The organism is Paenibacillus sp. FSL R5-0744 (genome assembly GCF_037972555.1).
Lineage (GTDB): Bacteria > Bacillota > Bacilli > Paenibacillales > Paenibacillaceae > Paenibacillus_AQ.
On record NZ_CP150228.1, the window covers coordinates 4,422,313 to 4,438,269 of the forward strand.

Genomic DNA, 15,957 nt, shown 5'->3' on the forward strand with positions numbered 1-15,957 from the left:
TCTAAGAATTACTAACAATTATAAGTAGATCCATTGCCAGGACCAATCCCATAAAGATGGGATATGAGATGTTTAAATGGGCTACAGTCAGTACAACCTTGTCTTCCCCCTCGCTTTCACAGTCATATATTATATCTGCCTCAGCTTGCCTTCTTCGCAATTCGGAAAGTAGCTATAAAGCTTAAAATTACGAAAAGAAGCTGGATCGATAAGGCCAAGAGGATTCCTGTCATTACGCCCCATCCAAAGGATTCACTAATGGTAATTAGGGCACCGCCTAATCCGATGCTAAGAGCAGGACTAAACGCATCAATAAATTGAATATTCGCTGAAATTGAACCTGCATCGCCATCTTCGGCATGCTGTAGTGCAATAGCTCCCGTGGTTGGATGTGCCAGCCCTATTCCAAAACCGGTAAGTATTTGTGAGAACACTGCGAGCACAATTCCATTACCTGAAATGCCTATCACGGTTATGACCAGCGCAACTCCGACTATCATAAAAGCAACGCCAATCGTCACCCGTTGTCTACGGCCCCTCCCATGGTCTTGTTCATCAAGCTTGGATTGCATCCACGCTGCTATTGACCAACTTATAGCCCCAGCAGCAACGATTAAGCCCGCAATATCTGCCGATAACCCTTTAACATTTGTTAGAGCTAGAACAACATAGCTTTCAACAGCATAGTAGCATGCAACAAACAGCCCTCTAGTAACAATGGTTGCCGGCAAACCTTTTTTAACTACTAAAGCACCCTCAGGCAGCAGTTTCCGTAAAGGTTGAATCATAATTAAGCCCCCTGCAATTGAAAACACAATCCCTTTCCAAGAAGGTAAAAATCCTAATCCTGCTAATAGCAGCCCTGTTCCTAATGTTAATAAAATTGCATATATTTCTTTATACGTCCCTCTTTTCGTCGTTGAAGTATTATTATTTTCAGTTTGTAACTTACGAAATAATGGGAGCGTTAAGCATACAGATAGAACAATGAACGGTAGAACAAGCCAGAACACAAACCTCCACGAAAGATTTTCGGCTAAAAGCCCTGCGATATAAGGACCAATTAATGCTGGAAGAATATAAGCACTAGAGAAAGCTGCAAGTATTTTTGTTCTTAGACTGTCAGGGTAACTTAAAGTAATGCTGGAGTATACACAAGTTAAAAGTGCACCTGCTCCGAAACCTTGAAAAGCTCTTCCGCCGATCAACATGTAAATATTGAAGGAATTTGCTGCAATGATGATACCCGTAACAAAGATTAGAATAGAAACTACAAATGATTTATATACACCATTCTTATCAATCTGCTGTCCAATGACCATTGTGCCAATGATTTGGGATAAAAGAAATGCACTAAAAATCCAACCATAATAATGGATCGCATTCAAACTTTGCGCCACCTTTGGTGCAATCGTCGTAACCCCCAATCCTTCAAATGCTACTGTTGTGACTACCAGAATAATACCGATAGTCAACGCTCTGTACTGGGCATCAAAAATCCCGATTTTATTTTTGCTTCTTCTCATCTTTGTATCCTCCTTATAATTGTCGAAGCATTAGTTGCTATAGCAAGTATTAAGTAATAAAAAAAACGATCCAAAACAAATGGTCTTGACGATAATCGTCATAGCAACTAATTGGCGTGAAGAGCTTCTCTTTTCACAAACAAAATCTACTATAAATCCTTTACATTATTATGAATGACAGAAAGTAGCCTTCTAAAGGTTTCAACCTCTTCCTCAGTTAACCCTTCAATGGTCTTTCTATACGCTTCAAGAGAGGGAGCAAGAATCTCATCTTTTATTTCACGCCCTTTAGAGGTTAGATATACACGTAAAGATCTTCTATCCGTCTCATGGGTTACACGATGAACAAAGCCTTTCTTTTCAAGCTTGAAGAGCATACGCGCAATGTTCGTCTGATCTTTATATAGTCTTTCAGCAATATCCTTTTGAGTAATCCCTTCACTCTCCCAAAGAATAACGAGGATCTCCCATTGGTCCACCGTAATATCAAAGGGATTTACCACTTTTTGATAATAGTTATTCAGCTTTAAATCTGCCCGGTGTACAATTACGCCTATGTATTTTTCTAATTCCAATGGTATAGCCTCCAGATAATAGACATGATTATAGTTGCTATGACGAGTATAATTGTAAAGGCTAATAAATGCAACTCTAGAATATAAGCTCCTTATTTCGCAGATTTCAGCTTCTTCTTCTCTTGAAACCAGCCCATCACAAGAAGTATTAGTGGAATGATAAACAGCATCGGAATCTGGACATAGAACCGGACGACACGTAATCCTGTATAGATAAATTCTACATAGTTTCCTGCCATCGCAATGGAACAAATAAACATAACCATAGTCACGGGGATCATTAATTTGCGATAGGAGGGAATACCGAACAATGTTGCCGCACCGATTAGCGTCGCATATAAATAAATGCCGATCCGGAAAAAACCACCGACAATAGCTGTGACGAGAAACAATACATCCAATCGTTCTAGTAAAGCTCTTCCCTCAATCAACTCCGAGGTTGTCAGCAATGGGTATTGTGTTCTTGTAAATAGATCCGCACCGAGGACAGACACATTTAGCATCGTAACAAACGCGATAAAAGATCCGCTGATCAATAATCCTGTAATCACTGTTTTCTTCACTTGTTGCGGTTTATTCACATAGGGAAACAACATCAAGAACACTATAATCTCTCCAAAAGGAAATACAACGGTGCTTGGAATCGATTGCTTCAGCACGGTTAACCATCCCTCTTCGAGTACAGGTCTTAAATTTTGAAGATTTACATTCCCAGAGGTAAGGATCGAGCTTAGACCGGTGACAGTAACAAGAAGTAACACAGAAAAAAAGAGCTCTGCTGTCCTCGACAACACCTCAATACCTTTTCCAATGACATACATAACCGAAAGTAGCATCAAAGCAATAATAACGAGAAAGGGAGTCTGTGTAAAAACAAAGGATACAGCCATTGAGGCAAATTCACGGACTACAAAACTCCCATTAAACAAGAAATAGACGACATATAACAAGGCGACGATACGACCCACAACGGGCCCTAATATTTTTTTCGCATATTCCGTGAGCGGAAGATCCGGATAAAATAAAGACAATCGATGATAGATTAGAAATAAACAAATTCCCCCGAGCATTCCGAGGACTGCGGTGATCCATGCATCTTGCTTGGCTTCTGCACCAAATCCGGAGATAATCGCGCTCACGATTTCAAACATCAATACAAGAATAAGCAATTGACGGGGACTGATCTTTGCTTTTTCCAACGTCACTCCTTCTCTCTATGAACAATTCATTTTTCAGCTATTATCGATACTTTCCATTATGGTTCTATTACGCAACCCAGTATTACGCAAATAAGCCTCCACTTTCACTTTTACTTCAATGGTGGGAAAGGTCACATCGTTCCAATCCCGCTTTAACGTTCTCCATTGCTTAGGGTGATCACGATGCACCACTTCTCCAAATCCAAAAATGTCCGACTTTTGCTGTTGCATTAATTTAATCGTGGCTACCGCTTCATCATGAACGGCTTGCATGTACAGGCGCTCAATTTGCAAGAACAATTTCGGGTTAGTTACATCAATTGGGACATCAACCTCACCAATATTTGCATCCGCGCCAATCTTCACCTCAATAATTGGTTTACCGGATTTATCAAAGCTTGAATGAAATGATGATTTGGTTCGTATATTCTCGATCCCGATTGTATGTGGCTGACCATTCCAATCCATGGTTAACAATGTCGAATTAACTCTGCCTAACACCCATAAGAATCCACGGCTTTCATTTCCGTCTAACCACCTCATTAATTTTCCATCTTTAAAAGTAGCAATCCCATTAGCCATTAATTTATCTTCTTTATTTGTAGAATCGAGTTGAATGCCAGTAATCGTAGGTTCTTTACCAGATGAGACGATGGCTTGAATGACTTGGTATATTTTCTCATCAATATTTTCACCAAAGGCTTTCTCGGTTTCAGCTACCATTTTCTTAATTTTAATGGCAGGTGAATTATCGAGACTCGTTCGTTGTTTAATGATTTCTTCTCCCGTCGTTCCCCTCGCGATAACCATTGTAGCGGAAGGACGAAACTCACTATCCCGCTCAATGCCGTCAAAAAGCTTCTTTATCCCTTGTGTTGTAGCTAAATCTTCACCTACCAAGAGAACTATCGCATGACCATAATGCAATTGCCTAGAAAGTTTTTGTGAGAGAACGCGAGTGGCATCAAATACATTATTTCCTTCTGCTGAATATGTGGTTGGAGGTAAAGGCATTGGGCTACCTCCTCCTTGTGTACTTGAGACATTTACAGGATTCACGATCTGAACCGTAACCCTAATGTTCTTTTTTTCTCCTTTATCAATCGCCATCGCAACCACAAAACCGATATCCGTTAACTCTCGACTATCCCAGCAACCCGTAAGGAGAGCAATCATAACCATCGACAAACAAAACCGTGCCATTCTACGTCCCATCTTGATCACCCACTTGCTCTGTTGTAGGCTTCTTCATCAATTTTGGAATCAAATGTCTCATCCAAATCGGTAAAGGTGCATGAATCTGACTATTCTTTACATGCATCATTGGACTATAAGGAGCCATGTAAGGTACACCAAATGAACGTAAACTACACATATGTGCAATGATCATAATCAAGGTAAGAATCATTCCAAAGAAACCGAACGTTGCTGCACTGATCATGAGGAGAAAACGTAACAATCTCGCGGATACAGCAATTGAGAAAACAGGCGTCGCTAGACTAGAGATAGCTGTAAGTGAAACAACAATAACCATTGCCGTTGACACTAAACCTGCTTGTACAGCTGCCTGCCCAATGACAAGTGCTCCAACGATGGATACTGCTGATCCAATTGCTTTTGGCATACGAACACCCGCTTCACGCAGAATTTCAAAAATAACCTCCATTAATAGCGCCTCAACAAACGCGGTAAATGGCGTTGCTTCTAGCTGTGAAACAAGCGAAATCACTAACTGCGTTGGTATCATTTCTTGGTGAAAGGTTGTTGCTGCAATATAGAAAGAAGGTCCAATCATCGAAATGATAAACATTACGATGCGTAACAGCCGCAATGCAACACTGATATCATACCGATGATAAGAATCCTCTGTAATTTGAAAGAATTGATTAAAAACGGCTGGGATGATTAGCATAAAGGGGGTTCCATCCACCATAATTGCAATTTTTCCTTCTAAAAGATTAGCAGCGACGGTATCTGGGCGTTCTGTAGGTAGGACCGTTGGAAACGGAGTAAAACTCTGATCTTCTATCATTTTCTCAATATATCCTGATTCCAGAATGCTATCCAATTTGATCTTGCGGAGACGTCGCTTCGCCTCTTCAACAATGCTATCATCCGCGATCCCATTTATGTACATGATCCCTATCCTGGTATGTGTAACTTGACCTAATGTCATCGATTCCAGCCATAAATTAGGATTTCTTATGCGACGCCGAACCATCGAAATATTTGTCGTTAAGCTTTCAACAAACCCTTCACGAGATCCTCGAATAGAAGTATCCGTACCGGGCTCATCTATAGCGCGGACTTCACCGCCCGATGTAGCAATCGCTAGTGCTTCTTTCGATCCATCAATTAATAAAATGGTCTGCCCCCACAACAAAGCATCATAGAGTTCATCCCATTGAACAAGTGTCTTCAGACCACCTATTGGAACAATTTTATCAGTGATTACTTGGACCAGATCATTTAATGTCCTTTGTTCATTACTCAGCATGACGTTCAGCAAGACTTCCATGACAAATTGATTAATGGTTGTATTGTTAACAATGCCATCCACATAAATAATTGCGGCTTGAAGCTCCTCCTCCGAGCCCCCTATCGTAAATTCACGAATAATTATATCTCCACTATTCCCTGTCTTTTGGCGAATCTGCTCTAAATTGACTCTTAATTCTGTTGAATCAATCGGAATTGAAGGGACGGTCCATTGTGGATTGCTTCCAGTACTTTTGCTACTCGCATTGCCATCCTCTGCCATGCCCTTCACCTTTCTCTCCATTATTTGCTGCTCTTTGCGTGATTATTCTACCCATTAACAGCAAATATTATTGGAATATTAACAATGAAGGCAGGGAAGTAGTATGAAAATATTCGTCGTAACTATACTCTTATTAATCTTAGTAATAGCACTGATCTTTCTGCTTGACTTCATTTCACTCTTTAGCATACAAGAAACATTTCGTAATCTAATGGCTTCTTTTCGCGTCATGAGTACCTCAGAACTCATTATCTTTAATTTCTTGATTGTAGGCACAATAACTTATTTAATGTGGCCACTGGCACAAAAATGGCTGCCACAGCAATCTCCATCATCGCAAGGTCAACCCTCCGAGCATATCGACAAAACCCAGACGAAATAGTGATCATCAACATCGTTTTCGATCTTCCAGCCATATGTGGAATTAACTACCCTCCTCTATAAAAATAAAACCCATGTCTGATGACATGGGTTTTAAAATTAGCTTTTAATATGTGACGTTTAGATTGCTGATCACACTAACCAATAAATTCTTGAACCCACTCACTGTTGTAGTAACCTATTCCAATTTCAGTAAAGGAACTATTCAGGATGTTGGCACGGTGTCCAGGGCTATTCATCCATTGATTCATTACTTCTTCCGGACTCGACTGGCCTTTGGCGATATTTTCACCTGCTGTATTATAGGAGATCCCAAATGCCTTCATCATGTCGAACGGAGATCCGTAGGTTGGTGACTGATGGTCAAAATAATTGTTATCGGACATATCCTGCGCTTTAGCCAAAGCCATTTTCGACAGCTCACTATTCAAACTAAGGGGTTTCAAGCCTGCGTTTGTTCTTTCTTTGTTTACCAGTTCCAATACTTTCTGCACAGATGCCGATGCATTGGTGGAGGTTTGCGGGTTAGCAGAATATTGTGGATTGGCCGATTGTTGCGGATTAGCAGAATACTGTGGCTTAGCGGAAGTTTGCGGATAAGTGGTTTGATCCCCTGTTGTACCACCTGTAGGTGGAGTAGTGCGGATAAACCCATCCAGCCATTTCGTTACATCGCCGGGTACTTGTTTAGCATTAATCGCTGATTTCCCAGCATTCTCTGTGGAAATAGAAGACGCTTGAGTTAAGGTTGTTGTTGTAGCTGTTTTGCCAGCATGATGTCCAACCTTCGTTTGTTGAGTAGTCATTTGGTTGTTGGCAGATTGATTACCCGAACAAGCTGTAACGAGCAATAGCGCTACTATTACGATAAATGGTTTAATAACGACCCCTCCTGATTTGGCAAAGTAGTGACTTAATCGAATAAAGTTTTTGTAAAGCACGATTGAATTATTCATCTCTAATTCAAAAAAATAAAAAGCAAAAAAATCCACCAGCAACATTTGTTGCTGTGGACTTTTTGTAAGCCTATTATGTATCGAGATCCGTATTCTTGCTCACATAGAGCTCACTAGGCTGAACTTGATAACGACCGGTTTGCAGCAGCTCTGGTAAACGCCCCATCCGTTCCGCTAAACAAGAAAGACTTTGCTCATGAAAATTAGAAAGCCCCGTATGAATCCGATCTTGAAAAGGTTTAAGCCACCTTGATTCCAAGTGATCAGGACCGAAATAAACCCCAAGCAGAGAGCCCGCCGTTGCTCCAAAGCTATCCGTATCGTTTCCTTGCATCACCTGCTTGCATATTCCATCACCAACATTGTCTGCAAATCGCAGGGTATTAATTAAGGTGCCTATTTCCTGATAAACATCACAGTGACAATAATTCGCATACTTATGGTTAATGCTCTGATACGCTTCCAGCCAGTCATCTGCATTCGCTACCATCTCAAGGCAATCTTTAGTAATCTCGTAGAATCGGCTTCTTTTAGGGACGAATTGCAGAGCCGTATTGATTATTTCAATGGGATCGCGCTGCACGTGAGCAACAGCAATCGCAGCAGCAATGAACATCGTGGAGTAAATGCCGGTCCGGCGATGAGTAAAACTTGCATCCCGCCAAGCTAGCTCAGCAGCCAGAGCAGGTTGACCAGGACAGGCATATCCGTAAGCATCTGCACGAATCGCCGCACCGCATAGTTCCGTACCTTGCACCATAAAATCAGGCCAAGCCTCTATTTCGGAATGATTGAATAGTTCCTTATCATGTTCCAAATAGCTAATGCCTGATAGCATCAAAATAGCTCTTTCCGGACCCCAAGTTGTACTTAGCGGAATATGATTTAACCATAAATCTCTTAAATTCCTTTTCGAAAAACCATCACCGAATTGTTCTAGCACCATCATTCCCATTAATGTGTAATTGATATCATCATCAGGTGCCACATAACGAATTCGCCCCCGTGTCGTCTCAAACCAAGACCAATGACGACGATCCAGCGCATGGAGAGTTTCTTCAGAAATGTAATCATTCAGTGGCCATTCCCCTACAGAAGTTAACGCTTGACGTATTTCCAACAAGCTGGGGTTTACCTCTATCGGTTTGCCTAGCATTGAGCCACAGACTGAAGCAAGGAAACCTGCCTCTACACGCTTTGAGCTATCCTTCAGATTCAAAATCCCGACCTGACCTAGAGGTCGAGCCGGATCACATTCCCGCCATATCTCATCTAAATCGTTTGGCTCATAGTAAGGCCAGTTGTCCCTCATTGGAATGACAGCCAAGCTATGGGCGAATTCTAGATAGGCATCGTAGCTTGCAGGGAGCTTTTCCAACTTAGCTAAATAACCGGAGGTTTGATGCCCCTGCTCGAATTTATTACGCAGAACACCCTCTAATTGAAGTTTAAGAAATGTGAGTGATGGTAGCATATTGCATCTCCTTTGTCCTCGTATCTATCCACAATACATCAATATCATAAGCTTTAGTAGTAAAAAATAACTAGACAAAAAAGTATTGGTCGAATATTGCTTTTCCCTTAATAATCCTTCATCCCAATACTATCGAAACTGCACAATACACTAACAACAGTCCCATCAATACATTAAATTGACTTCTATATTTAGATATCATTTTTTTGAAAAGAGAACCACACAAACACCAACAAAAAGTGCCCATATAACCGATGAAAGCAAGAATTAAAGAATAACTCAATAATCTAAAAGAAGAAGAAGGATAGGTAAAGATAAATGTTGATGTAACTGTGATCCCATATAATATCCCTTTTGGATTGATAAATTGTAAAAGCATTCCCGCAATAAAGCTATTGTGTTTATCTCCAGCTGCATCACTTTCTGGTTGTTTACTTGTAATCATTTTAACTGCTAAATACAGCATGTAGACTCCGCCTATTACAGCCATAATAGATTTGATTTGTGGAAGAAGATTATTCAAAAGTAGATTAAAGTAGGAGCATAACAATATGATTATAAAAAATCCTGTACCCACTCCTAAACAAAATTTCATTGTTTTTTTCAGCCCAACTTGGTTTGCAAAAGTCATTGCCATAATGTTATTGGGTCCCGGAGTAAAACTTGCAACAAATGCATATAAAAACAAAGAAACAAACACTAAATTATATCTCCCCTTCCAACTTGTATGCTATAATGTATTTATCAGACGTTATAACGTACATTCGTGCGTTTTATTGTATATCACGATCGTTATAAAGTAAATGGAGACAGGAGTAATTATAGTGGAAGAAATAAATCTAATTATTGCGGAAAATATAAAAAAGATAAGAAAAAGTAAAGAGTTAAGCCTGGAAAAGGTTGCGGAATTAACAGGCGTCAGCAAAACAATGATTGGTCAAATCGAAAGAGGCGAATCGACACCAACCATTACAACCCTTTGGAAAATCGCCAATGGCTTAAAAATTTCATTTTCTGCGCTGATAGATTACCCAAAGCCCGACACAAGAATAATCTTAAGAAGTGACATTCAGCCACTGCTTGAAGATAACGGAAAATATCGAGTGTATCTATCTTTTCCATTTGAAGAAAGTAAACGGTTTGAAGGTTATACCGTAGAGATAGACAAGGGTGGATACCTTGATGCCAATTCTCATATGGAAGGTACCGAAGAATTAATCACCGTGTTTGACGGAGAATTGTCTTTCCGTGTCAATAACAATGAATACCTCTTGAAATCAGGTGATTCTATCTCATTCCTCGCAGACAAACCCCATGTATATCATAATCCAGGGCAAACAATAACCCGGTTAAGCATGATTTTATACTACCCCTCTTAGCAAAAAAAATCCCAAGGCACTTGAGCCTTGGGATCACGTTCTCTATGATAGGGTTGCTAGATGAGTTAATATCCCTTTTACAAAAAAAACAAGCCATCCTTTAGAAGAACTAAAGGATGGCTTGTTCGTAATGCTTAGAGCGCCGCAATCCGCTGCTGGATGCGTGGAAATAAGGCGAAGGCATTCTCGTAAAATACTTTTTCGTGGTGCTGCTCAGGGACAAGTCGGCGGACAAATTCCGCATACAGGTCAATAGGAGCGAGTGGCCAATCCGTGCCGAACAACATTTTCTCATAGTGGTCGGAATACACCAGCGCCCGGCGAAAATGATCCATGAACAGAGGTTCATTCATGAACCGTTCAAAATGAGGCCGATCACCGACCACAAGACCGGACAAATCGGCATAGACGTTTGGATTTTTGGCCACCACTTCGGCGGCATCCATTACCCACGGATCGCCAAGATGGCAGATCATGAAATTCACATCACGTCGTTGAAACGCTAATTCGTCTACGGTAAGTGGATGTGCATACTTTAGCAATCCATTCATCGAGTACGTATCACCGGTATGAATGACGACAGGCGTGCCGTACTTGGCTGCCAGCTCATAGATCGGTGAATAGATTTTGTCATAAACGTAATGATGATAGTACCCGGCATAGAGCTTAATACCAGCTACCTCGGGCGCTTGCAGCCGTGCCTCAATTCGATCCAGTTCCTCCTGAGCATCCTTTCCTCCGAGCATATTCGGATTGATCCCCACGCACTCCATTAAGAAAGGCGGCACAGTGTCTTCCAAGTCAAGGCCCATTGGATTAGGGGAAGTAGAGTCAGGGAAAGCTCCCTTCGTCTGTTCCGATACCCCCATTCCAATGCCCAGAATAACGTCGTTCTTATCAAACTCCGCTTTGAGCCCGGCAGCAGTGTAATCGACTTTGGAGAGATCCAGTGCTGTTTGATGAAAGCTGTCGATGTCCGACAGGTGAATGTGAATATCAATGATCGGCATTTGAGATCTCCTTTTCGTCAGTAGGTCTAGCAAAGGTCAGCTTCAAAAGACTGCGGACATCCTCTGAATTCAGAGCGAGTTCTCCCATGATCAGGAAGGACGGCTGTGTCCAAACGGTTTCTCCATTAAGAAGCGGAAGATGATGATGCACCCCGTGATTAAATACCTTATTGTTCACATACACCGAGGCACTCTGATTCGGGTGACTGCTCACCATATGCAGCATATCCTTACGCGAAGATGCACCAATTCGCAATAGTCCCTTGGCCTCAAGATAGGTTTCAACCGTTCCTAATAAGAACTTGCCCTCCTTGGAGAATTCCATCCGTCCTTCGGCATAGACTGGCGAAGGTTTGATATAATTCTCCTCCGACAACGAATAATTCGGCAGGGTCATTCCGCTGTCATTGGTCACCGAATGCAACACACAGAGCACAGGGACACCGGGGAGCATAAGGTAATGCTGATTAACAACAATCCCTCGGTTCTTTTCCTGCTTCTCGATCGAAGTAGTGATACGTAATCCTTTCCATACATTGCCCTGAACATCCATTTGCTCGGTCCAAGCTGCGCTTCTAGGCTCCTCCAAGCGACTAAAACCACCTATGCCTGAAATACCTACACCGAGACCACCATGCCAAGGATTCCACCAGGAACGTGGTGCTGCTTCCGGATAGGAGCTATCCAGCCATTCTTCTCCATGGTACTTCAGGGAATGCACAACACTGCCGAAATCAGGAGCAGCTGCAATAGAAAGAACTCCGTTGCTCACAGTGTAAATAGGACCCGCTGGTCCCTCTTCTGTGCCACAGACAACGGCTGCTGTTTCCGTTTGAGGGAACCAGAGGCCTGCTCGCTCTTGAATACGATCCTCTCCACGATAGACGACTCGAACCTTCTGTCCTGATTGGCTGTGTTCTGAAGAAGATTCCGCTTCCTCAGGCGAGAGCTCAAAGCCCGCGGAGTGCAGATTCTGCTCTCTTTGCAGATCCATCTCAGCGACTTTCTGCTCCTCTCCTCTATCCGTTTGTACATATAACTCGAGGCTTCCATTAAGCGGAGTCATCTTTCGTTCGATGAACTCCGCATGAAGGGCCCCCGCCGCAAACGGATTTCCACCGCCGAGCGTTAATTCAAGATGATCATCCAACACCGGTGTGATCGGATCCAGCTGCTTCCGTGCAAAGGTGCGGAAATCCGACCACTTCAGGAAGGTGTTTAAAGCGAACACCAGCGTCTTTGTTCGTACAACATCTCCAGCAGAGATTTGACCAAGATTATGCTCCAGTCCAAGTGGATACTCCGGACGAAGCAGCTTCAGCGAAGGGTCCCAGCAAACGCCGCATGTGACATTTTCTTCCTTGCTAAACAACCAATTTTCCGTAATTTGAGCGCTGTCCCAATAACTCGGATCACCCGAATAAGCATCGCCCATATCTACGTAATGCCCCTGATAAGGCAGGATGAGCCGTTTGCCAAAAAATCCGAAATTCGTTAGCAGATACATATCCTCTTCCAACGTTTGGTTACTAGTATTGCGTACCTCGCTATAAAACTCAGCGATTCCGTTTGCAAAGAGCTTAGCCACTCTTTTTATCTCCAGACCCGGGAATTCATCCGATTCATAAAGGGTCTCTAGAACTTGGCCCTCTCCTTCGGAATAGATCTTTACTTCTTTAGCCTGTTTCTTCGAGAATTCTTCGGCGAATGGTTTACCTAACTTCGGATGGGTTAACCAGAAATTATGGCTCGATCCGGGATATTCAATCCACATCCCATTGTCGTTATTATTAAGATGTACGGAATAGGCGCCGTTTACAGCCACCCACTGATCCCCGTTTTCCCCACCAAAGCGGCCATGTGTTCCTTTCATTAGCACAGATAATTTGCTGATGAAGGACACTGCCTTCTCTCCAACCGGAACGGCCGTCACCTCAATATCCCGTGAATAAAGGCCATATGAATTTAGGGTAAAGGGTACTCGGATGGAAGCCTTACTTTTAGCTGGAACCGAGAAGCTTACTGTCCTATCCGCCCACGTCAAAAATTCTTCCTCTGGCAAATCAAAAGAAAATTCCGCTTCCGCTGCAAAATTATTCTCAACATTCAAATATAGCTCAGCGGGAAGACCCGGATACAGCTCACGCTTTGGCAACTCCATCATCATTTTCAGCGGGAATTTAGGAGCAACACCTATGCGGAACTCAGCGCGCTTGCCACCGATAATCCATTTGCTCATAACCACGGGGTGAGTCTTCTTGTCGTTTTGCTCTTCACGAATCGGATCAAGCTCGAACTCACCTTCTACGATAAGTGTTTCTCCTGGCGCGAGTGTTGGTGCAGCAGACAAGGCAAAACGAATATTTTTGTCATTTTGGCCTTTGATCTCAATAGCCAGTTCAGACGCCGAACGATTCTTGATGTGATAGCGAATCTTGTAGGTGGAACCGAATACGAGATCGTGATCGTCAATCTCCGTGGAGATTTCATAGTCAGGTGTATCAAGAGCCGTCAGGCCGCGACCGGTCTTCTCGAATTCTGCACGTAAGGAGAGTTCGCCCTTTTGCCAAGTGTAATCGAAGAAATCAAAACCACGCTCCCGGCGACCATCCGGCTGAATGGGCAGTTCACGGGTACTATCTGCATACCAATCCAGCTGTTCTAAATAAGGAGCGAGTGCTTCCGTTTGCAGAACCGTCGGAATAAAGTTCATCAGATGAACGTAATCCTCATTTTTTTCCCAAAAGAATCCACATTTCTTATACATCGGTACGGCCTTCGTATTGCCTGCCCAAGTAAACAGATCAAGACGTGGCCAGCCCGCTTCAATTGTTGTGCGAACAGCGTTCAAAATCAGATTACGACCTACCTTGTATCCGTGATAATCAGGTCGTACATTCAACAGCGGAACATACAAAGCTCCTTCGTCTTGACGGTAATGGGCAAAACTGCAGAAGCCAACCACTTCCTCACCATCAACGGCGAGAAACACATTCAGATTGGACGAGATTTCCATCTCGCGGCGTACTGTATCCTCTGTTCTCTGATTGGTGCCTCCACCCCAGCTTTCGTTGCTACGGTTCCACATTTCTGCAACCGCCTTAGCGTAAGAAGGATCATATTCTATAATGCGGATTTGTTCCGCTGTAGTCTTAACAGTCATGTTCTCAGCTCCTTCTTCCTTAAATAGAGTATGTATACAACTTTATTCAAATAACTCCTACGAGTTCTTATTATACTATTAATTGGAAGGCTGTTACGAGGTAAAAAACTCTTTCTCCTTATTTTCTACATAAAGCCACTGCCAGCAGAAATCTGCAGACTAAAAAAGCTGTCGAGACTCCCTCGACAGCTTAGAATCTACTCTATGAGCAGCATTTCTATTTAACAACTCTCCACATGATCCGTTGATCTGTTTTTCAAATTCGCGATACCTACAATACCAATCAACAACACGCAGAAAGAATAAGGAAGTGCCATATTCGCGGTGTATAAAGCTGTGCCTATAACTGGACCTATGAATGATCCGCCACCTTGCAGGGCCGCAATAAAGGAAGCAACACTTCTTTGCTCATGGTCTTGAACCGCCATTGAAGCACCCGCACTGTAGCCAAGCAATGTAAAGCCGATGCCAATTCCCAAGAATGTAAAGTCCACATAAGCAAATCTGATAAACAATAACAAGCCTAGCAGACCCAAAGCCACAAATAATAGCCCTACGAGCAGCACCTTTTTAGGATGCCATTTGAGATATTTGCTGATCACAATTTGCGAGAGCACCACCATTATTCCCGAGATAGCCAGACCTGTTCCAATTAGCTGTGTGGCTTGCTGGGTACTGTATCCAAGGCTGTCTTGCACAAAAAATCCGATAGTAACCTGCACGATATTCAGAGCAAACGATAGCAATAGTCCAATCCATAAATAGAGGCGTATCCGTTTGTCATTGGGTGAAAGTGAAATCGCCTGCCGTTCGATCTCGATATTCTTTTCTTTAGGAATAAACACTAGAAATAATATAGCCAAGGTGAATAATAATATGGCTGCGGCGTACATTGGTGAGGTGAGTCCCATCGAAGCCATTCCTCCGCTCATTGCAGGTCCTACTACGAAGCCAAGTCCATTGGCTGCACCGAATAATGCCATTCCCTGAGTACGGGTCTCTTTTGTACTCCAGCCCATAACATAAGCTTGTGCTAATGCCGGAATACCTCCAAAGAAAAAGCCGGCGATTGCGCGAAGTATAAAGAAACTCCAAAATAGGCTTGTTTTACTCTCAGCATGTACTGCATAATCAGCCAGCAGTGCAAAAATGACTAGTGTTGCCATGTAGACGAACATAATCGAAGCGAGCAGCCATTTTCGGCTCATGAATGTTTGTTTTTCCCAGAAATATCCTCCGAGCAGCCAGCAAAGTCCCGCTACCGATACCAAACATCCTGATTGAAAATCACTAAGTCCCAAATTCCGAGCAAGCGGTCCAATAATCGGATTAAATGCAGCTATCGATATCATCCCTGTAAGTACGATTAGAAACATAATACCCAGTCTGTATTTCATGAAATCCCCTTCTCCTCTCAATTAAACCTAAACAATATACGATTTATAATCGCTGTGTTCATGGTACTATGCTTGGAAGTCAGGCCTCTACCCGTTGACGGATAACTTTACTGGTTATCGGGATTATTAGTAGAAC

Annotated in this window: 13 protein-coding genes; 2 read left to right on the forward strand and 11 right to left on the reverse strand. The window is 42.6% G+C overall.

The window, feature by feature from the left end; translation table 11 throughout:
* Positions 1–140: 140 nt before the first annotated feature.
* The 5 genes from MKY19_RS19555 to MKY19_RS19575 form a co-directional block, all read right to left on the reverse strand.
* Positions 141–1,526 carry an MFS transporter gene (locus MKY19_RS19555; RefSeq protein ID WP_339797056.1) on the reverse strand — a complete coding sequence of 462 codons (1,386 nt, stop codon included), beginning with the start codon at positions 1,524–1,526 and terminating at the stop codon, positions 141–143.
* A gap of 149 nt (positions 1,527–1,675) precedes the next feature.
* Complete coding sequence (locus MKY19_RS19560) at positions 1,676–2,101, reverse strand: MarR family transcriptional regulator (RefSeq protein ID WP_042189684.1); 426 nt, start codon at positions 2,099–2,101, stop codon at positions 1,676–1,678.
* Between the two features lie 92 nt (positions 2,102–2,193).
* Positions 2,194–3,300 (reverse strand): endospore germination permease, encoded by a 1,107-nt coding sequence (locus tag MKY19_RS19565; protein WP_339265841.1) that lies wholly within the window; start codon positions 3,298–3,300, stop codon positions 2,194–2,196.
* 33 nt (positions 3,301–3,333) lie between these two features.
* Positions 3,334–4,515: a Ger(x)C family spore germination protein gene (locus MKY19_RS19570; RefSeq protein ID WP_339797060.1), complete on the reverse strand. Its 1,182-nt coding sequence runs from the start codon at positions 4,513–4,515 to the stop codon at positions 3,334–3,336.
* On the reverse strand, positions 4,505–6,082 hold the full coding sequence (locus tag MKY19_RS19575; RefSeq protein ID WP_339797062.1) for a spore germination protein: 1,578 nt from the start codon (positions 6,080–6,082) through the stop codon (positions 4,505–4,507). The genes MKY19_RS19570 and MKY19_RS19575 overlap by 11 nt, the downstream gene beginning before the upstream one ends.
* Positions 6,083–6,164: 82 nt before the next feature.
* Between MKY19_RS19575 and MKY19_RS19580 the strand changes: the two genes are divergently transcribed.
* Positions 6,165–6,443 carry a hypothetical protein gene (locus tag MKY19_RS19580; RefSeq protein WP_339797065.1) on the forward strand — a complete coding sequence of 93 codons (279 nt, stop codon included), beginning with the start codon at positions 6,165–6,167 and terminating at the stop codon, positions 6,441–6,443.
* A 136-nt stretch (positions 6,444–6,579) separates the two neighbouring features.
* Here the strand turns inward: MKY19_RS19580 and MKY19_RS19585 are convergent, their stop codons facing one another.
* The 3 genes from MKY19_RS19585 to MKY19_RS19595 all read right to left on the reverse strand — a co-directional run bounded on the left by MKY19_RS19585 (position 6,580) and on the right by MKY19_RS19595 (position 9,572).
* On the reverse strand, positions 6,580–7,398 hold the full coding sequence (locus MKY19_RS19585) for a CAP domain-containing protein (RefSeq protein WP_339797068.1): 819 nt from the start codon (positions 7,396–7,398) through the stop codon (positions 6,580–6,582).
* A gap of 73 nt (positions 7,399–7,471) precedes the next feature.
* Entirely contained in the window at positions 7,472–8,872 is a 1,401-nt protein-coding gene (locus MKY19_RS19590) for an ADP-ribosylglycohydrolase family protein (protein WP_339797070.1), read from the reverse strand.
* Between the two features lie 118 nt (positions 8,873–8,990).
* Positions 8,991–9,572, reverse strand: a complete 582-nt coding sequence (locus tag MKY19_RS19595; RefSeq protein ID WP_339265852.1) for a LysE family transporter — start codon at positions 9,570–9,572, stop codon at positions 8,991–8,993.
* A 124-nt stretch (positions 9,573–9,696) separates the two neighbouring features.
* On the opposite strand from MKY19_RS19595, the gene MKY19_RS19600 reads away from it, so the two are divergent.
* Positions 9,697–10,251 carry an XRE family transcriptional regulator gene (locus tag MKY19_RS19600; RefSeq protein ID WP_339797074.1) on the forward strand — a complete coding sequence of 185 codons (555 nt, stop codon included), beginning with the start codon at positions 9,697–9,699 and terminating at the stop codon, positions 10,249–10,251.
* Between the two features lie 134 nt (positions 10,252–10,385).
* Here MKY19_RS19600 and MKY19_RS19605 read toward each other — a convergent pair whose 3' ends face one another.
* From MKY19_RS19605 to MKY19_RS19615, 3 genes are all read right to left on the reverse strand, one after another.
* A complete protein-coding gene (locus MKY19_RS19605; protein ID WP_042189698.1) occupies positions 10,386–11,261 on the reverse strand; it encodes a TatD family hydrolase in 876 nt (291 codons plus the stop codon).
* A complete protein-coding gene (locus MKY19_RS19610; RefSeq protein WP_339797077.1) occupies positions 11,248–14,424 on the reverse strand; it encodes a GNAT family N-acetyltransferase in 3,177 nt (1,058 codons plus the stop codon). The genes MKY19_RS19605 and MKY19_RS19610 overlap by 14 nt, the downstream gene beginning before the upstream one ends.
* Before the next feature lie 221 nt (positions 14,425–14,645).
* Positions 14,646–15,821, reverse strand: coding sequence for an MFS transporter (locus MKY19_RS19615; RefSeq protein WP_339797079.1), 1,176 nt, complete (start codon positions 15,819–15,821; stop codon positions 14,646–14,648).
* Between the last annotated feature and the right edge of the window lie 136 nt (positions 15,822–15,957).